At 40.9% G+C, this 17,967-nt stretch carries 17 protein-coding genes and 1 tRNA gene; 8 read left to right on the top strand and 10 right to left on the bottom strand.

Features of this window, described 5'->3' with window-relative positions:
• Both GXZ17_RS09365 and GXZ17_RS09360 read right to left on the bottom strand, forming a co-directional pair.
• Positions 1 to 80, bottom strand: an 80-nt coding sequence (locus GXZ17_RS09365; protein WP_409377023.1) for a class I tRNA ligase family protein, incomplete at its 3' end; no start/stop codon positions are given.
• 20 nt (positions 81 to 100) lie between these two features.
• Positions 101 to 634, bottom strand: a complete 534-nt coding sequence (locus GXZ17_RS09360) for an SPASM domain-containing protein (protein ID WP_409377021.1) — start codon at positions 632 to 634, stop codon at positions 101 to 103.
• A gap of 507 nt (positions 635 to 1,141) precedes the next feature.
• Between GXZ17_RS09360 and GXZ17_RS09355 the strand changes: the two genes are divergently transcribed.
• From GXZ17_RS09355 to GXZ17_RS09345, 3 genes are all read left to right on the top strand, one after another.
• A complete protein-coding gene (locus GXZ17_RS09355; protein ID WP_409377020.1) occupies positions 1,142 to 2,215 on the top strand; it encodes a copper amine oxidase N-terminal domain-containing protein in 1,074 nt (357 codons plus the stop codon).
• 701 nt (positions 2,216 to 2,916) lie between these two features.
• Positions 2,917 to 4,167: a glycosyltransferase 87 family protein gene (locus GXZ17_RS09350; RefSeq protein WP_409377019.1), complete on the top strand. Its 1,251-nt coding sequence runs from the start codon at positions 2,917 to 2,919 to the stop codon at positions 4,165 to 4,167.
• 308 nt (positions 4,168 to 4,475) lie between these two features.
• Positions 4,476 to 4,688, top strand: a complete 213-nt coding sequence (locus GXZ17_RS09345) for a hypothetical protein (protein WP_409377018.1) — start codon at positions 4,476 to 4,478, stop codon at positions 4,686 to 4,688.
• A 215-nt stretch (positions 4,689 to 4,903) separates the two neighbouring features.
• Here GXZ17_RS09345 and GXZ17_RS09340 read toward each other — a convergent pair.
• Both GXZ17_RS09340 and GXZ17_RS09335 read right to left on the bottom strand, forming a co-directional pair.
• Positions 4,904 to 4,980 (bottom strand) — tRNA-Arg (locus GXZ17_RS09340).
• 700 nt (positions 4,981 to 5,680) lie between these two features.
• Positions 5,681 to 6,322 carry a metallophosphoesterase gene (locus GXZ17_RS09335; RefSeq protein WP_409377017.1) on the bottom strand — a complete coding sequence of 214 codons (642 nt, stop codon included), beginning with the start codon at positions 6,320 to 6,322 and terminating at the stop codon, positions 5,681 to 5,683.
• A 275-nt stretch (positions 6,323 to 6,597) separates the two neighbouring features.
• On the opposite strand from GXZ17_RS09335, the gene dnaJ reads away from it, so the two are divergent.
• From dnaJ to GXZ17_RS09310, 5 genes are all read left to right on the top strand, one after another.
• On the top strand, positions 6,598 to 7,761 hold the full coding sequence (gene dnaJ, locus GXZ17_RS09330; RefSeq protein WP_409377016.1) for a molecular chaperone DnaJ: 1,164 nt from the start codon (positions 6,598 to 6,600) through the stop codon (positions 7,759 to 7,761).
• A 2-nt stretch (positions 7,762 to 7,763) separates the two neighbouring features.
• Positions 7,764 to 8,489, top strand: a complete 726-nt coding sequence (locus GXZ17_RS09325; protein ID WP_409377015.1) for an RsmE family RNA methyltransferase — start codon at positions 7,764 to 7,766, stop codon at positions 8,487 to 8,489.
• Positions 8,486 to 9,739, top strand: coding sequence for a tRNA (N(6)-L-threonylcarbamoyladenosine(37)-C(2))-methylthiotransferase MtaB (gene mtaB, locus GXZ17_RS09320; protein WP_409377014.1), 1,254 nt, complete (start codon positions 8,486 to 8,488; stop codon positions 9,737 to 9,739). The genes GXZ17_RS09325 and mtaB overlap by 4 nt, the downstream gene beginning before the upstream one ends.
• A 506-nt stretch (positions 9,740 to 10,245) precedes the next feature.
• The gene (locus GXZ17_RS09315) at positions 10,246 to 10,779 is read left to right on the top strand and encodes a thermonuclease family protein (RefSeq protein WP_409377013.1); all 534 of its coding nucleotides are present in this window, start codon (positions 10,246 to 10,248) and stop codon (positions 10,777 to 10,779) included.
• Complete coding sequence (locus tag GXZ17_RS09310) at positions 10,767 to 11,285, top strand: TlpA family protein disulfide reductase (RefSeq protein WP_409377012.1); 519 nt, start codon at positions 10,767 to 10,769, stop codon at positions 11,283 to 11,285. Before GXZ17_RS09315 ends, GXZ17_RS09310 begins: the two co-directional genes overlap by 13 nt.
• A 145-nt stretch (positions 11,286 to 11,430) precedes the next feature.
• Here the strand turns inward: GXZ17_RS09310 and hcp are convergent, their stop codons facing one another.
• The 6 genes from hcp to GXZ17_RS09280 form a co-directional block, all read right to left on the bottom strand.
• A complete protein-coding gene (gene hcp, locus GXZ17_RS09305; protein ID WP_409377011.1) occupies positions 11,431 to 13,074 on the bottom strand; it encodes a hydroxylamine reductase in 1,644 nt (547 codons plus the stop codon).
• A gap of 29 nt (positions 13,075 to 13,103) precedes the next feature.
• Positions 13,104 to 13,505, bottom strand: a complete 402-nt coding sequence (locus GXZ17_RS09300) for an RrF2 family transcriptional regulator (protein ID WP_409377010.1) — start codon at positions 13,503 to 13,505, stop codon at positions 13,104 to 13,106.
• An 82-nt stretch (positions 13,506 to 13,587) separates the two neighbouring features.
• Positions 13,588 to 14,274 (bottom strand): vitamin B12 dependent-methionine synthase activation domain-containing protein, encoded by a 687-nt coding sequence (locus GXZ17_RS09295; RefSeq protein ID WP_409377009.1) that lies wholly within the window; start codon positions 14,272 to 14,274, stop codon positions 13,588 to 13,590.
• Between the two features lie 665 nt (positions 14,275 to 14,939).
• Positions 14,940 to 16,400 (bottom strand): sugar ABC transporter ATP-binding protein, encoded by a 1,461-nt coding sequence (locus GXZ17_RS09290; RefSeq protein WP_409377022.1) that lies wholly within the window; start codon positions 16,398 to 16,400, stop codon positions 14,940 to 14,942.
• An 84-nt stretch (positions 16,401 to 16,484) separates the two neighbouring features.
• Positions 16,485 to 17,507 (bottom strand): sugar-binding protein, encoded by a 1,023-nt coding sequence (locus tag GXZ17_RS09285; protein ID WP_409377008.1) that lies wholly within the window; start codon positions 17,505 to 17,507, stop codon positions 16,485 to 16,487.
• 87 nt (positions 17,508 to 17,594) lie between these two features.
• Positions 17,595 to 17,967 (bottom strand): ABC transporter permease (locus tag GXZ17_RS09280; protein ID WP_409377007.1); only part of this gene is annotated, 373 nt, incomplete at its 5' end.

Here is a 17,967-nt window from a genome sequence, read left to right as displayed (position 1 = left end):
CAAGTAGTGTAAGCATGACCAATATGAGGAACGTCATTTACATAGTAAATAGGAGTAGTAACGTAAAAACTGTTATCCATCTTTCACCTCTTCAATCAAATTAAAAATTTGCCAGATAAGTCTCTTCTTTTTCTATCTCTTCCCAAAATTCTTGATTGAACTTACAACCCGCATCAGGAGCTAAATAATCCTTAAAATAAGCATAAGCTCGAGCTCGACATCCTCCACAAACCAGCTGATAATCACACTCTCCGCAATGTCCCCAATAAAGGGTTCTATCTCTAAGTTCTTTTAACACCAGCGACTCCCTCCAGATCTGGAAGAAAGGTTGTTCTATAATATTTCCTAAAGCAATAGGCATAAACACACAAGGAGTAATTACCCCATCAGGTTGTAGAGCACAATAAGCTCTACCTGCTCCACATCCCCCTACGTACTCTGCTACCACCCGAGCCAGTCTACCCTCCGACACCGAGTAGTGACTGGTAACTATCACTCCTTCTGGATCCTTCTCCAGACATTTCCTACCAAATTGAGGAGTAGTACTGAAAACAAATATCCTTTTTCCCATCAAACACTGATAGAGAAATTCTAACACTTCTTCTCGCTCCCGGGGAGAAAGGTCTTCAGCCAAAATTTCTTGTACCCTTCCCGTAATGGGTGAGAATTTTCTCCAGCCTTACTGCTCCGTCTTTTTCCGGTTCTCTTAATCATCAAAATATTCCCTCTGCTAGTTTAGAATCGAGATAATGCCTTACTCTTTCTGGATTCATAAAATGACTCTATCCATTCTCCCCACCTCTTTGACTTATCTTATCCTATTTTATACCTATTTTATCAAGGAAAAAAACAAAAAGAACTCTTTTTTGTAAAGATGGAGGAATTTTATCGGTTCTCTTTTTTCCTGAACTTTATTTGTAATTCTTGACGTAAAAAGTGGAACAGCTTAACAGCCCCTCTTTTCTACTTTTCCTGAAGATTAGCCACTCCACCCTTTGATTTTCAGGGTGACATTATCGCAGAATAAGCACATTGAGGCAACTTTCCTCTTTACTGGAAATCTTTCCAGTGTTAAGATTCAATGACTGAAGCTAAAATGTAAAGTTAGTAGTTCCTTATTATTTCCCTGAGAAGGAAGTTTATGTTGAAACCAAAACTGATGTTGGTAATATCTCTTCTTATAGCAGTCTCAATTATTGTATTTTCTATTCCTCAAGTAACTTTAGCTAACCAGCCTATTAAACTTTCAGTTAATGGCGAGGAGATAAACACTGATATTCTACCCCAAATTATTAATGGGAGAGTTATGGTTCCCGCAAGATGGGTAGCTGAAGCCCTGGGAGCTAAAGTACACTGGGGCGAGGAAACTAAAACAGTAGAAATTTCTACCCAAAATTGGCTTCTTCAATTAGAGAAAATACTTCACCAGGCTGAAGAAGAATTTGCTCTAACACCTGATGCAAAAGGAGAAATAAAAAGGCTGTGGAGAGTAGGAGATAACTACATCCTATTAGAAAATGTATGGTATAGGGACTATGATTATTGGCTCTGCAATACCTATACAGGACAAAAAAACTGGATTGTTTCTTTTATAGAAAATGCCCGGGTGGAAAAAATTGATGACAACGAGATCATTTTCATTGCTAAAGGAGGCGGCGATACCGGTGACTACGATTTCCCTTATCTTCTCCGTTACAATCTGGAAGAGAAGGAATTATCTCGCACGCAGATGTATTTGCAACGTGATGTAGCTTTCGGAGCCGTTAGCTCCTGGAGCCTTCTCCTCGAGAAAGTCTCCTTGCAGGGTGAAGATATAATTCTCAACTTAAAAGTTGCTCCTGACCAGATATTGGCAGGTGGGTTCAAAAAACCTCTAACTATTGTCGATTATCAAAGAGATTCCATTTCTATGCGCATTTATGGCGTTACCTCCAAGAAATACGATAATCAGGTTATTGAACCTGACCACCATTTAATTAAAAAGGTAGAATGGAGAGCATTATCACCCGATGAACCGGTGAAAAACCCGGAGCTACTCCAGATGGATTTCCCTTACGGTGCCGCTTTAGAAAACATAAACTTTAATCGACCCTCCATAGAAGTAAAAATCTATACTCCAGAAAAAGTAGCTTACAACGTTAGCACTAAAATAGAGGATGATAATCTCATCTATACCATTAAATTCAATCCGCCGGTAAACTCTCATAGCCGGTAAAATCGAATCATAATATCCCGCAAAATCTGTTATTTACAATAAGGAGTAAATCCTTTATCGCTTCTCCTGTCCGTCATCCTAAATGTATTTATCACCCTTTAGGTGTCACTCCTGAATGTATTTATCAGGAGTCTACATTATTTAAGGACGAAGGCCTTTAGATTCCCGATTAAAGCGCTCGGGAATGACAGGAAAGTACTATAAGGGGACGCCGCCCCCTCATAACCCCCTGAAAAAAACGACAAATATGAAAAACAAAAACTACTGAGGAAGGAAATGCGTCTTCCTCAGTGGATGCCTGATTAAGGATTTCAGGCACGACGGAAGTGGAAGCCCTTGAAGGGAGACCTCCTATTTTTCCTTCTCCCTTGATTCCTTTTCCTTTCCCTCATTTTTAGTTAGGGTGAGGGTGAAGTTTCCACAATAATCTTATTTGCAACAGCTTACTCCTCTCCTTATCTCTCCCGCAAAAATAGTAAGAAAATCCAGGGTTGTCACGGGAAGGAATATACGACCCTCACGATGACGCCCCGGAATAAATTGCCATAGTAATGCCCTGGCACAAAAAATGAATAAAGCATAAAAAGAAACATTACCATGGATTTTGCGGTTAACTATGGCTGACTATGAATTGCATGGTAAAATACCATAAAAACGTAAATAATCTTATGAAGCGCTATTTATTTTTCGATGAGGACAAAATGGAAAACCAGACAAACCAGCAACAATCTATTGTTTTGCTCATTATTTTCTTGCTAGCCTTAGCGACTCGCCTCTTACTCGCTCCCTTTATTCCTGGATATGTCACCGATATAAGGTGTTTTAAAGGATGGGCAGACCAGGTAGCAAAAGTAGGATTTTCTCGGTTTTACTCAAGCGATATGTTCGTCGACTACCCTCCAGGCTATATCTTAATTTTATACCCTATCGGGAAAATTCGGTTGCTATTTAATCTAGATTTCAATTCTCCTCTCTTCCTCCTCCTGGTAAAATTACCCTCTTTGATTACCGACCTGGCTACCGGATATTTGCTCCTCTGTGCTGCTCGAAAAGCCAAACTTAACTTTTCTCTTTCTCTCCTTTTGATTTTGTATCTCTTTAACCCTGCCATCCTTATCAATTCTGCTGTCTGGGGACAGGTCGATTCTTTCTTTACTTTCTTCGTGCTTCTTTCTTTGTGGTTCATAGAGGAAAAACGTTTTCCCCTTGCCTCATCTACTATGGTATATGCTCTCCTCGTAAAGCCTCAAGCCCTTTTCTTTTTCCCTATTTTACTCTTCGCGCTTTTAGAAAATAAAAACTGGAAAACCTTCTTTAAGGGTGTAGTTTCTGGATTGGTGGTACTTTTCTTGGTGATTCTTCCTTTCTCCTGGGGAAATGGAATCTACTGGCTGATTCAGAAATACCAGGGAACTATTTCTTCTTATCCTTATGCTTCACTCAATGCTTTTAACTTTTTTGCTCTAACCGGAGGGAACTGGGTAGAGGAAACTCATCCTTTTCTTTTTCTCAACTATAAAACCTGGGGCTATATCTTTCTCTTAACTATATCAGGAACTGGGGCTTTTTTATTTTTCCGGTGGAAAAACCCCTATAAAATCTATCCTTTAAGTTTTTTCCTCATCAGTTCTATTTTTATGTTTAGTTCTAAAATGCACGAGCGCTATCTATACCCGGCTCTGATTCTGGCTCTTCTCGTTTTTGTTTATTTTCCCCATCGCCGGATTTTGCTCACTTATTCAGGGTTTAGCATAACCCATTTCCTAAACGTGGGGTTAGTGCTCCTTTATAGCTGGTATAATGTTTTCCACCTGTCCCGGTATAGCCCTTATGTTTTAGCCATTTCTCTATCTAACCTTCTTCTATATGTTTATGCTCTTTACGCTGGTTTTCATCTTTTCCAGAATAAAAAGCCGATGACTTCTAAAGAAAGTCAGGTTCTATCTCCCTAACCAATTAATAATTCCAGAACTACGGGATAAAGAGTCCTGTGCCAATATATGCAAAAACATTTTCTTTAATGGTGTGAACGGGAGAAACATCTTTCTCCAGCAAACTCTATGCTCCTCAGACCCTGAAAATCCGCTTTAGCATCTCAATAAACACTTTCCCCGGAAAGGGAAACTTAACCTCTCTTCTTCTGCTGAGGAGTTATAATCAAAAGTTGCGTATGGCCAAATGAAAACAAAAACAGGCGGCAATACTGGGGTGAAATTTCAAAGAAAAAATATCACCTTAATTTCTAAAAGGAGAATACGCCATGAAAAAAGAAAAGCAGATTAAGGAGAAACTAAGCAAAATAAAGGCTACCGGATTTTTCTCAATAACGTTTTCCCTCACTAAAAAATCAAAGAAAGCTTTAAGGTATTTTCGGCAAAAATTAAAAGTAGCAGGTTTAATATCATCGGAGAAATACTTGAGGATGGAAGCTCTAAGCTCTTTTTCTAAGCGCAAAGCGTTTAAAAAAGCTTGAGACATGAAACTTATAATTGTGGATAGTTCTCGGAGCTTTACCTTCAGCCTTCTTTTCAAACAGAAATAGCTCCAAGAAATTTTCCAGCTTTCGAGTTGAGGAAGTTTTACTACTTGCCCCACAGAAATCGCCTCTTTCTGGGAGTGGATTTTATAGTCACTGGACTCAGGGGTTTTTAGAGAGAGTAGAGAAGGCGAAAATAGCTCTGTGAAGGCTGGCGCGCCCGAGAGGATTTGAACCTCCAGCCTACGGCTCCGGAGGCCGTCGCTCTATCCGATTGAGCTACGGGCGCATGCCCAAAATCCTGATTTACTTGCTACTATTTTATATTTTATGCTTTTCTCTGTCAATGAATCGTTAAGGCTATTTGAAAAATCATGCCTTCTACAGAACATAATTCCTTCTTATACTCAAGATACATGTTTATCTTTATAGGTCTTGAACTTTCCCCTTTATAACCCCGATCGTAGGGGTAGACCCCTATAAACCCCTGAAAAAAGGACAAAAACAAAAGGCAGAAAATATAAAAACAAAGCCCACTGAGGAGCGTCACATCCCTTTTTAGAATATTTTTATTTTCCTCTGTTATATTAGCTTTTAAATCTCTCTCTGTTCAGTTTCAGCATTGTTTATAACCAGAACCTCATTCAGAAAAAGCCTTTAGTTAAGCTCTCGAGGCTCGAAAGCAACTGGTAACTGACTTGTCATAGGCTTTTATAGCGATTTCTCCCCTTTTTCCCCCCTTCGCAGTAATTTCTTGGTCCAGAGCAAAGGGAGAAAGATTTTGATGATAGATTCTGAAGCACCAAAGTATGAAAAACAACTTCCATTCCTCTCCAATCTGTGAATACCGGTATATTATATTCACGAGACCTTAACCTTCACATGATTTATGTGTTCTGCAAAATATACACCACTAAACCAGATGACGAGGTCTCTCTGGCCATGATTAAAAATGCCACAATTCTGGAGACAAATACTGGCTTTTAGCTTCAGAGTGCTACTCTGGTCTTAGGGGAAAGTTCAGAAGGATCTATCTCGATTATGCAATAGTTGTAGCAGTTGACAACCCGGGTATTAAAAAGCTGGTCTTCTCGACTTTGATTGTGGTCATAGATGTGAACGTGGCCATGGAGGTGGTAACGGGGTTGATATTTTTTGATGATATGGGTAAAGGTGGAAAAACCCCGATGAGCGAGATCGCTTCCCTCATGAACCCCCTGGGGAGGAGCATGGGTTACCAGAATATCTAAAAACCTTCCATAGCGGATTTTACACCACCGGAGTGAGGGAAGTAACCGCAGGTATTTAAAATACATCTCTCTTTCGGTGTATTGATGGATGCCTCCATTGTACCAGTAGGAGCCCTCTAACCCAGCGATAATTATTCCCTGGTAAGTAATCACTTTTTCATCTAAATTTGTCCCTCCGGCCAATATCCTCTTTCCCCCCGAGGGGTCGTGATTTCCATGGACAAAAAAGAGGGGAACGTTGAGATTGGTAACTATGAAGTCAAGATAGTGCTCAGGAAGGTCTCCGCAGGAAATGACGCACTCTACGTCTTTAAACCTTTCCTGGCAAAAATCACTATAAACTCGGGGGTCTATCCGATCGCTTACGGCTAAAATCTTCATTTATTGAATTATACAATAGGTTTGAAATTATGTTAAGAAAAACTACCAAATTATAGCGCAAAACAACTTACAGCGTGAGATTAAAATAAAAAAACAAAAAAATGAGAAAAAACTAAAATAATTGCGCCGGGAAAATATATTCCCGTACTACAGCGGGAACCCTCATAGCTCTCTCCTTGAAAAAATTTTCCATAGAAGGGAACATTACAGCGTTCTTTGTGGTTAACTATGATTTGTAGTATAATAGGGAGCGAATTTAAAAAAGGTGAAAAGCTATGAAACGAGATTATTACGAAGTCTTGGGAGTAAGCAGAAACGCTACCTCAGAAGATATAAAAAGAGCCTACCGTCGCCTGGCTCGTCAATATCACCCTGATGTCAATCAAGGAGATAGCAACGCGGCAGAAAAATTTAAAGAGATTAACGAAGCTTATCAGGTGTTATCTGATGAGCAAAAGAGAGCTACTTACGACCGTTTTGGCCACTCTGCTTTTGAAGGAGCTAATCAGGGAAACTATGGGGGATTTGGAGCAGATTTTGACCCCTTTGCTGATTTTTCTAACTTTGGCGATATTTTTGACTTCTTCTTTGGTGGAGGAACTCAGTATCGTAGAGAGCGCCGCCCCAAAGCAACGAAAGGGCAGGACATAAAAATAGAAATTACCTTAGAATTTGAAGAAGCAGCTCGAGGAGTGGAAAAGGAGATTTCTTTCTCCCGGACAGAGATTTGTTCCGATTGCCAGGGAATAGGAGGAAAGAAAAAAGTTGCCTGTCCTCATTGCCAGGGAAAAGGAGAAGTTCGTCATACCCAAACTTCCTTGTTCGGTTCGGTGGTTACCTCTCGACCTTGCTCTTATTGTCAGGGTCGGGGATGGATAGCAGAAGACCTTTGTTCGTCTTGTCGAGGAAGCGGTAAGCTCAAAAAGGAGAGAAAAATTAAAATCAAGATCCCCGCTGGAGTGGATAGCGGTTACCGCTTGCGTGTGGCTGGAGAGGGAGAAGCGGGAGAAAATGGAGGACCACCGGGTGACTTATATGTTCACATTAAGGTCAAACCTCATCCAGTTCTGGAGAGAAAAGGCTCAGACCTCTATTATGATCTGGAGCTGAGTTATCCTCAATTGGTTCTGGGCGATGAAGTAGAAATACCCACCTTGCGAGGCACAGAAAAGATCCGTATTCCTGCTGGAACTGAAAGCGGAGCTTCATTGCGTCTGCGGGGTAAGGGATTACCTGACCCCCGGATTGGTAGCCGGGGAGATCAAATAATCAGAGTCAAACTCCGTATGCCTCGTCGGTTAACTCTGGAGCACCGACAGGCTCTGGAAAAGCTTATGGAACTAGAGCGAGTAGAAAACAGCCTCGAAGGAAACGGTGACAATCGCAAACAAAGCGGAGTATTTGAGCGCTTAAAGGAGGCTTTTAATCGCCCTGAGTAATAATGAGTCGTTTCCTCTTTTACTCTCCTTTGGTAACCAATGAAGTAATTTTACTCTCTCCAGAGGAGAGCCATCATCTTTTAGTAGAAAGAATAAAACCTGGTTCTTCTGTCTTCCTGTCCGATGGAAAAGGAAACTTATTTCGGGGAATTTATGAGGGAGAAAAAAGAGGGAGAGCCCAGATAAGAGTGGAAGAAAAAGTAGGGGAAGAAAAGCGGAGTTTTGATCTTGTGGTGTGGCAAGCCGTTTTGAAAAGTCCCTCCCGGATGGACTGGGTAGTAGAAAAATTGACCGAGATAGGAGTATCACAGATAGGTTTTTTCTCCTCCCATCGTTCACTTAAAAGCACTATCCCTCCAGAAAAAATGGAAAGATGGGAGAAAATCGTTCTGAGTGCCTGCAAACAATCAGGGAGAACAATTTTCCCTGATTTGATATTTTTAGAGCAATGGGAAGATTTTATATTTTCCCTTAGCAATTCTCCTGGAACAGTGATTTTAGCCGACCCGGAAGGAAATGAAGCTCTCTGGTCTTTTCTCCAGGAGAGAAAAGAGAGGAGTTTTCAAATAGTGATAGGACCAGAAGGTGACTTGACCAGAGAAGAAAGAGAAGAAATTTTAAAAAAAGCCCAGGGGAAACGTATAAAGTTAAGTAAAAAAATTTTGCGGAGTGAAACAGCCAGCCTTTTTTCTGCCTCAGTAGTAACTTCTTTTCTGGAGGACACATGAAAGTAGCGATAAAGACTTTAGGATGTAAAGTAAATCAGGTGGAAAGCGATATATTAACCACCACTTTTTCCCAGGAAGGAATAGAAGTGGTAAATTTTGGAGAGAAAGCTGACCTGTATATAGTGAACAGTTGTGCAGTGACCAGAGAAGCAGAAAACAAAACTCGACAACTGGTAAACAGAGTCTTGCGAAATAACCTTGCCCCTCGAGTAATATTGACCGGCTGTTATGCCCGCCTGATCTCTCAGGAGGAGAAAAATCCATTTGAGGAGCCGGTTTTTTTGTTACCCGATTTTCCCAAAGAAAAAGAAATTTTAAATTTAGTGGGAAAATGGTGGGGGAAAAAGTTTACTCTTGCTGAATACCCCCTCCCCTCTCGAGCTCGTGTCTGGCTCAAGATAGAAGATGGTTGCGATCATTTCTGCAGCTATTGCTTAATTCCCCACCTTCGAGGCAATATAAAAAGCGAGAAAAAAGAAAAAATTATAAGGCAAGCTCAAGCACTTGAGAGAAGAGGAATAAGAGAAATAGTCCTTTGTGGAGTGAATTTAGGCTATTACGGAAAAAATAGAGGAGAAAAGGAGCTCATCAACCTTTTAGAAGAGTTGGTGGACAATACCACTCTGGTGCGTTTTCGGTTGAGCTCTTTTGAGCCATTCCTGCTGGATGAAGAATTCATTAAGCGTTACTTTTCACTGCAAGATAGAGTTTGTCCTCATTTTCACCTTCCTCTGCAGAGTGGTAGCGACCGAGTTTTGAAAAGCATGAGGAGAGGCTACGACACTGCTTATTATCGAGATCTTGTTTCTCTGCTGCGCAGCTACTGTCCTGCAGTCGCCATTTCCACTGATATCATAGTGGGATTTCCCGGAGAAGAAAAAGAGGATTTTGAAAACACCATCAGCTTTTCTCAAGAAGTAGGCTTTTCTCGAACTCACATTTTTGTGTTTTCTCCTCGCCCGGGAACGCCAGCTTTCCTCTGGGAAAAAGAAAAGGGAATCCCCAAAAAAGAGAAAAAAAACCGAGAAAAAATTCTCCGGGAAGTGGCCAGGGAAACTCAAAAAAATTATCACCGCCTTTCCCTGGGTGAAAAGCTGAAAGTCTTAGTAGAATCAGTACAGGATGGGATGGGCTCAGGGTATTCTGAAAATTATATACCAGTTAGATTTAGAGGAAACCCCGAAGAGGGAGAAATAGTAGAGGTAACAATAGAAAAAGAAGAAAATGGTTTTTTAGAAGGGAAATCATAACTCCTCTACATAATAAAAGTTTAGAAAAAGCAGCCCACAGCGTAGAAGAGAACTATAAGGGAGTGAAATCCCATATGGCTGACTCCCGGAAGAGAGAAAAAAACAGACAGCCTACGGCGTAAGCAAAAAAGAAAGAAACTGAAAACGCAGAAGAACAAAAACTAATGAGAGGATAAAATACCCCTCGGTAGATTTCCGATTAAAGATTTCGGGCCTGACAAAAAAAGAACAATAGGAAAACCTCCCCTATAACTCCTCGAAAAGGACAATATAGAAAGGCTGAATAATAACGCTGAAAAAATATCATGGTGTTGAGAGATAAAAAGTGTCTCTCCCGACTTGCGATAAACCGTTCAGGAAATTACCACATAGACGAAAAGACGAGCCCCAATGACAGTTCAGAAAGAATGTATTACTGTAGAAAAGAATATTGCAATGGTTTTGCGGTTAACTATAATTGAAACTATATAATTTAAGAAGTCGTATACTCAAGAGGAGGTGAAAAAGTGCGGAAATGGTGGATTATCTTAATATCAGTATTATGTTTCCTTTCTTTCTTCCCCGGAAAGGGATATACTCAGGAAGAGCTTTTATCAGTTAGAGTAATAAAGTGTACACGCCCCCACTATCTAAAAGCAGAAGTCATCTCCCCCGATGAGGGAAAGGAAGTTTCGATAAAGTTAGCAGGAATCAAGTCTCCAATAGGGCGAGCTGAAATCTATAAAAAAGCGCTAAAAAGAGTGAAAGAGCTAACTTTAAATCAGGACTTAAAGTTTGATTTTGCTTTAGGCTACAGCGAGGAAGAGGAAGTATGGGTGGGGTATCTTTATATACCGGAAGGAGATGAGTGGAAAATAGTTAATGCTGAACTTCTAAGGGAAGGGTTGGTAGAATTAGACGAAAAAACAGCAGGAGAAAACATGCTGGGTTATTTAATTTCTGCTCAAGAAGAAGCACAGGAGCAAAAAGTAGGATTGTGGTCTTCGCCTGAACCTCAAAAAAGAGAAAAGAGAGAGGAGTGTCCCGGTTGCATAAGATAAAAAAAAGTTTGAAGCCTCAAAATTGGTTCATTTTATTAATTTTAGGACTGAGTAGCGCTTTTTTGCTTTACGGCTGCGTACCAACACCGACTCCCCCCGAGAAAGCACCAGATTTTACTCTCCCGGACATGGAAGGAAACCTCTTTACTTTGAGTGAAAAAGAAGGGCAACCAGTAGTACTTTGCTTTTTCACAACTGGATGTTATTACTGCCGGATGGAAGTACCTTACCTCAACGCTATTTATCAAGAATATAAAAATACTCACGGACTTTTAGTGGCAGGAATTGCAATAGGTGAGCCTCAAGATGAGGTGCAAAATTATATAGACACTTACGGAGTAGAATATCCTGTTCTTCTTGACTCCCAAGAAGAAGCGGCCGATAGCTACGGGGTTTACCCCGTCCCCCACCTTTTCTTTATTGACCGGGAAGGATATATTGAGGTAGACCATATCGGACTAATAGACCAAAATAAATTAGAAAGTTATGTGCAAAGAATAATTTAGTCATCTTACAATTAAAGTATTCAGCATAATGTGAAAGCAAAGACAGTAGAGACACTCAAAGATTAGACTTTGCAAAGAGGGTATCATAGCACCATGTGCCCACCTATAATAAAACACCGGGGAAGGAAAAATCCCCCGGTGTTTTTTATCCTAATATGGCTCTCAAATCTTCTTCTGGCGTGGTAATAGGAATAAGATTAAATTGTTCTTCGAGTACTTGATAAACCGGGTCTTTTACAAAAGCAGGCATACTTGGCCCTAAGCGTATATTTTTTATTCCCAGATGAAGAAGAGTGAGTAAAATAGCGACTGCCTTTTGCTCATACCAGGAAATAATCATAGAAAGTGGAAGAGAGTTAACATCGGTTTGGAAAGCATCAGCTAAAGCTCGGGCAATCTGAATGGCAGAATAAGCATCATTACACTGCCCCACATCAAGGAGTCGAGGAATACCATCAATTTCTCCAAATTCTAATTTATTGAAGCGATATTTACCACAGGCCAGGGTGAGGATGAGGCAGTCTGAAGGGACCATCTGGGCAAATTGAGTGTAGTAATTTCTCCCTGGTTTTGCCCCATCACATCCTCCAATCAAAAAGAAATGGCGAATATTGCCTTCTTTTACTCCTTTAATCACTTTATCTGCTACTCCAAGAACTGCATTACGGGCAAACCCTACCATTATGTTTTTCTCTTCTTCACTCTCAGAGAAACCCCTTTCCCTCAGAGCAGCTTCAATTACTGGACTGAAATCCCGATTACTTATATGATGTACCCCCGGCCAGGCTACCAAACCACTGGTAAAAATTCTATCTTTATAGCTTTCCCTGGGTTTTTGAATACAATTGGTAGTCATCAGTATAGCTCCGGGGAAAACATCGAATTCTTTTTGTTGATTCTGCCAGGCACCACCATAATTTCCCACTAAATGAGGATATTTTTTGAGACCTGGATAACCATGAGCAGGAAGCATCTCCCCATGAGTATAAATATTGATACCCCTACCCTCAGTTTGTTTGAGGAGTTCTTCTAAATCCTTCAAGTCATGCCCGGAGATCAGAATGGCTTTACCTATCACAGGAGTTATTCTCACCGGAGTGGGTACAGGATGACCATAGGTAGAAGTATGGGCCTCATCCAGAAGAGCCATCACTTTCAAATTATATTCTCCCACCTGCAAAGCACGAGAGAGAAGCTCATCCAGAGTGAAATTGTCACTGGCTAAATAATCAAGGGTGCGGTGGAAAAAAGTATATATTTCCTCATCTTCTACTCCTAAAATTTGCGCATGATCAGCATAGGCTGCCATACCTTTAAGTCCATAAATAATTAAATGTTTAGCTCCGGCTACCGATTCTCCCCATCGCTCTATATCCTTTTCCAGAGTTACTTCTTCCCCTTGTTTTACCAGCTCACCAAAATTAGAAGCGGGAATCCAGGCAGCAGGTCCAGAAAGCTCTTCCGGTGAAATTCCCTCTTGAGCGCAGGCAGCAAGATACATATTCCTGGCTTTCTCTTTCATTTGATAAGCTTTATGAATTAATCCCTCCAATCTTTTCGGATCAAAATCCACATTGGTAACAGTAGTAAAAAGAGCTTCCAGGACAAAAACATCAACTTCCCGGTCTCGACTTCCTAAGTCTTGCGCTCTTTTAGCATACATAGAAATCCCTTGAGTAGCGTAAATTAGAAGGTCTTGCAAAGCTGCAGTTTCTGGATCTTTACCACACACTCCAAAATTAGTACATCCCGTTCCTCCCGCAGTTTGCTCACATTGATAACAGAACATGTAAAGCACCTCCTTACGATTTTAAGTTTCTACTTAACTAAATCTTTCAATTTTTTACTGGCAAAATATTCTTTTATTTCTCGTTCTGCCTTTTCTATTACTCCCCCAAAAATACAGGTAGAAAAAAGACAAATCTTGCTTTTAAGCAGACACTCACGAGGCATAATAGCCCCTTCCACCGCTTCATAAATAGTTAAGAGACTAGCCTCTTCTCCCTCTTTTGTTAAAGTATATCCACCCTGAGGACCTCGGGTAGCAGTCACCAATCTCGCTTTAGCTAATTTTTGCATTACTTTAGCTAAATGGGCTTCTGAGGCCTCGCATTCTTGAGCCATGTCTTTGACAGTGAGAAAGCCCCCTCTATTCTGGATTAAAAGAGCCATGCTGTGAATGGCCAAGGAAGCTGCTTCTGAAATTTGAACCAGATGCATTTTTTTCTCCTTTCAGGTATTATGATACCTAAATACCTAAATTTGTCAAGAAACGATTCTAAAAAATTTTTCCAGGGAAAAATTAGACTCTTACTTGATATTTTCTCGCCAGGTTTTCATCATAAGGAGCTCTTCTTCCCGGGCAATTTTCCCGAGAACAGAGCTGACAATTTTCAAAATCTATTTTAGCAGGAAACCAGATTCCTGAAACAGATTTAACCGGAATCATGAGACAACTCTCGGTTAACTCCACTCCCACTTCTTTTACCGGGTCACCCAACAAAGCGAAAAGCTTTCTTTGTTCTTCCATGGGCCAATCAGGCAGGGAGCCAGGATTCATGGCTGCTACTTTTTCCAGGTGAAACTTCTCTTTTAAATCCTCGAGTAGATGAGAGATAGCTTGCCTCAAAGCCCATTCTTTTATTTCTGCCGCCCAAAAAGCTTCCAGCATATCCTCAAATCGACTGGACCACTCCTCCAATTCCCTTCCTGAGGTAGCCACAAAAGGAAAAACTCGATAAACATCTTCCAGATTAGTCCTCAAAACCTTGCTACAAAAAGTTATCCCTTCAATGGTAATTTTGTTTTCCCCTTTTTTATCTATGTAAGCCACCCGATACATTCCTCGGGGACTGCTCACTTTTTTAGCTTCTCTTAACAACTCTCTGACTCTCTGGGCATCCTCACTTCCCTCTTCTAAGTGAAGTTTTCTCAAAAGTTTTCCTTCTTCTACTTCCCAGGGAATATCTTCCAAAATTACCTTTTCCACAGCTTTTCCTCCCTCTTCTATATTAAATGACTCAATTCTACCATATTGCTATTATCTTTAAATACTCTTGGATTCCTGATAGAAACATTCAGGAATGACAGACAAGAGAAGCAACAGAACCCACTCAGGGGTGGCAACACGGAGATCTTTTCCTCCGTGTTATTTTTTTATCTTTCTCTTTTGTCTTTTTGTATTTTTGTCTTTTCAGGGGGGGTTATGAGGGGGAATATTCCCCCTCATAGTTATTTCACCTTCACTCTAACCCTCTGGAGGGAGAGGGTGAAGGTGAAGAAGTCTCCCGTTAAGGCTTCCCCCCTCCTCCGTCGTTCCCAAAATTCTTAATTGGGAATCTAATGAGGGTATTTTATCCCCTCGTTAGTTTTTGTTCCTCTGCGTTTTCAGTCTCTTTCTTTTTTGCTTACGCCGTAGGCTGTCTGTTTTTTCTCTCAGTAGTCTTTGTTTTTTTATGTCTTTTTGTATTTTTTCTTTTAACTCTTTAAAAGGGGCCAGAGGGAACCTCCCTCTATAGTTAGAGGTCATAAAGGGGTACTCCCCTTTATTGTTCTACGCCATAGGTAGTTCTGTATTTTTGCCTTTCAGGGAGTGATAGGGGGCGCATCCCCCCTATAGTTCGGAGTTATAATGAGGACATTCTCCCTGGTTTTTTATATAATCGCATATTGCATTATTGTTTCTTGATCTGCCTCTTCTCTCTTTAACTCTTTGGTTATTCTCCCTTTGGAAATTACCAGTATTCTATCAGAGAGAGCGAGAATCTCTGGAAGCTCCGAAGATATGAGAATAACTCCAATACCTTCCTTTGCCAATTCGTCAATTAAATGGTGAATCTCTGCTTTCGACCCCACGTCTATTCCTCTCGTGGGCTCATCCAATATCAAAACTTTGGGCTTCAAAGCTAACCATTTAGCTAAAACCACTTTCTGCTGGTTTCCACCTGAGAGATTATTAACTGCTTGAAAAATACTAGGAGTTCTTATACTAAGCCTTTCAACAAGGCTCTCTGCCAGGGAATACTCTTTCTCGAAGTTAATAATACCGTTGGAAAACATAAAGGGCAAACTAGGAAGAGAAATATTTTCATATACTGCCATAATAAGAATAAGGCCTTGAAATTTTCTATCCTCAGGAACAAGCCCAATACCCATCTTTACTGCATCGTTGGGGGATTGTATTTCTACTTTCTCTCCCTCTATAAATATCTCACCAGAAGTTTTAAGATCCGCTCCAAAAAGCGCTCTCATGATTTCCGTTCTCCCCGCTCCTACAAGTCCAGCAATCCCTAAAACCTCTCCCCTTTTAAGGGAAAAGCTCACATCCTTAATCATAGGGAGGCGGGAAAGGTTACGAACCTCTAAAACAACGTCGTCAGAGCTTACCTCTACTCTGGGTACAACCCTTACATCCCTTCCTACCATCAATCTTATGACTTCACTTATCCTGGTTTCTTCGCAAGAAAGCTCTCCTACCCGTCGGCCATCTCTCAATACTACTATTCTATCTGCAACTGCGAAAACCTCTTCTAACCTGTGAGTTATGAATATTATAGATATTCCCTCTTCTTTTAACTTTTTCATTATTCCAAAGAGCCTCTCTGACTCTTCCTTTGACAGGGCAGAAGTGGGCTCATCCATAATAATTAGCTCTGATTCTGAAGCTAATGCTTTTGCTAGTTCTACTATTTGCTGTTGAGCTACCGTAAGGTCTTCCACTAAAACATCAGGTGAAACCCCTAAACCCACCATCTTCAACAATCTTTCAGCTTCGGTTTTTGCTCTCTCGTAATCAAAAATGTCAAATTTTCTGGTAGGCTCATTCCCCAGAAATATATTAGTAGCAATATCAAGATTAGGAACAAGACTAAATTCCTGATAAATCATAGATATACCCAGTTGCCGGGCGTGGTGGGGGTTTCTTGCTTCAATTTCTTTACCTTTAAATATAATTTTCCCCTCGTCCTTCTTAAAAACACCGGTTAAAATTTTCATAAGAGTGGATTTGCCTGCTCCATTTTCCCCTACTAAAGCTAAAATTTCTCCTTTATAAACCTCCAAATCCACCTCAGAAAGAGCCTGAACCCCGGGAAATGCCTTGGAGATCTTCTCCATCTTCAATAGTAACTCTTGTTCCAAATGTATTCTCCTCCCAATCCCTCCTGATAAAAGAGGGGGGGAACCCCCCCTCTCAGTTTCTTACCAGCCTTCTACAGGAATTCCCAGGCCGATGAGTTTTTCTCTATACTCTTCTACACTATCTGCCTCTAAAACCCGCAAGGTCTCAACATAGGCGTCAGCGGCTACAACATCTACTCCAGTATCCACTATTCTATCTTCAGGCAATTCTGCAAGGGCAGCATCTACACCATCTGCCACCATCTTAGACAGAAGCTCTACACTCTTATAACCCATCATATAGGGTCTCTGTCCTATGGTTGCTGCAATGGCACCTTCTTTTATCAATTGCATGTGTTCTGCTGTAGTATCGAAACAGACCACCAGCACTTCTCCCACTTTCCCTGCAGTTTTAATAGCTTTTGCTGCAGCAGGACCATTAATGGCATAAACTCCGAAGAATCCTTTAAGGTCCGGGTAAGTGAGTAGCGCTTGTTCTACCAGAGTTACAGCTCTTCCTGTATCTTCAAAGTCACAGAGTGCAGGCTTTGTCACTACCACTATATTTTCATTGTCAGCTATGCCATCCGTAAAACCTCTCATTCTCTCCAGGGAGTTCATAGCAGTGAGAGAACCAGTACCTATGGCTACCTTACCCCCTTCAGGTCCTAAGAGTTGCGACATCACTTGCCCTGCCAATTTACCAGCACTGTAGTTGTCAGTTCCAATATAAGCTATCCTTTCACTTTCGGGAGCATCGGTATCCAGGGTGATTACCGGTATCCCCTTGCTCATTGCTGTTGCAATAGTGGGAGCAAGAGCAGTAGGATCAGAAGGAGCAATCGCTATCCCATCAACTCCCATTGCTATAAATGATTCCATTTGAGAAATTTGTGCCTGAATGTCCTCCTTTTGAGGTACAAAGAATGTCGCTTTCACCCCCAGGTCTTCAGCTGCTTTCTTTACTCCCAGCTCTACCTCTGCCCAGTAAGGATGGACAGATTTTCCAATGACTGCTACGTGAATTTCTTCAGCATACCCTGCAGAAACAAACAAAATCAGGAAACAAAGAGCAAAAATTAAGGATAATTTAAGCTTCCTCATTTTACTGAACCTCCTTTTTAAGTATTTTTATGTTAGTTCTAAAACAGAAAATGCTTAAAATCTTATCACCCCCCTTAAACATTTGCCTCACCCCACCTTACTCTTTCGCTTTCTCCAGACATCTATTGTTACAGCTGCAACAATAACAAGACCCATAACCACATCATGCCAGTAAGAAGAAATCTCCAAAAGAATCAGCCCATCGTAAATAACGCTCATTATGGTAGCTCCTATAAGAGCGCCCAGGATTGTCCCCTCTCCTCCTGCAAGAGATGCTCCTCCAATTACTGCGGCGGCTATAGCATTTAATTCGTATCCACTACCCACTCCTGCTTGTCCCTGGCTTAATCTTGAAGCAACGATTATTCCTGTAACTCCAGCCAAAAAGGAATTAAATACGTAAGCAAATATTCTCCTTCTATCCACATTAACTCCAGAAAGCCTCGCCGCCTCAATATTT

This window comes from Candidatus Sordicultor fermentans, assembly GCF_012728195.1.
In the GTDB taxonomy this organism is placed as follows: Bacteria; Atribacterota; Atribacteria; order Atribacterales; family Caldatribacteriaceae; genus Sordicultor; species Sordicultor fermentans.
The sequence above is the reverse complement of the archived record's forward strand: the minus strand, read 5'-3'. Positions and strand labels throughout refer to the sequence as shown.

What these genes read in the sequence shown, in the direction of transcription:
- GXZ17_RS09355 (WP_409377020.1), top strand. Translation starts at nt 1,142, where the DNA reads ATGTTGAAACCAAAACTGATGTTGGTAATATCTCTTCTTATAGCAGTC.
- GXZ17_RS09350 (WP_409377019.1), top strand. Translation starts at nt 2,917, where the DNA reads ATGGAAAACCAGACAAACCAGCAACAATCTATTGTTTTGCTCATTATT.
- GXZ17_RS09345 (WP_409377018.1), top strand. Translation starts at nt 4,476, where the DNA reads ATGAAAAAAGAAAAGCAGATTAAGGAGAAACTAAGCAAAATAAAGGCT.
- GXZ17_RS09335 (WP_409377017.1), bottom strand. Translation starts at nt 6,322, where the DNA reads ATGAAGATTTTAGCCGTAAGCGATCGGATAGACCCCCGAGTTTATAGT.
- dnaJ (WP_409377016.1), top strand. Translation starts at nt 6,598, where the DNA reads ATGAAACGAGATTATTACGAAGTCTTGGGAGTAAGCAGAAACGCTACC.
- GXZ17_RS09325 (WP_409377015.1), top strand. Translation starts at nt 7,764, where the DNA reads ATGAGTCGTTTCCTCTTTTACTCTCCTTTGGTAACCAATGAAGTAATT.
- mtaB (WP_409377014.1), top strand. Translation starts at nt 8,486, where the DNA reads ATGAAAGTAGCGATAAAGACTTTAGGATGTAAAGTAAATCAGGTGGAA.
- hcp (WP_409377011.1), bottom strand. Translation starts at nt 13,074, where the DNA reads ATGTTCTGTTATCAATGTGAGCAAACTGCGGGAGGAACGGGATGTACT.
- GXZ17_RS09300 (WP_409377010.1), bottom strand. Translation starts at nt 13,505, where the DNA reads ATGCATCTGGTTCAAATTTCAGAAGCAGCTTCCTTGGCCATTCACAGC.
- GXZ17_RS09290 (WP_409377022.1), bottom strand. Translation starts at nt 16,400, where the DNA reads ATGGAGAAGATCTCCAAGGCATTTCCCGGGGTTCAGGCTCTTTCTGAG.
- GXZ17_RS09285 (WP_409377008.1), bottom strand. Translation starts at nt 17,507, where the DNA reads ATGAGGAAGCTTAAATTATCCTTAATTTTTGCTCTTTGTTTCCTGATT.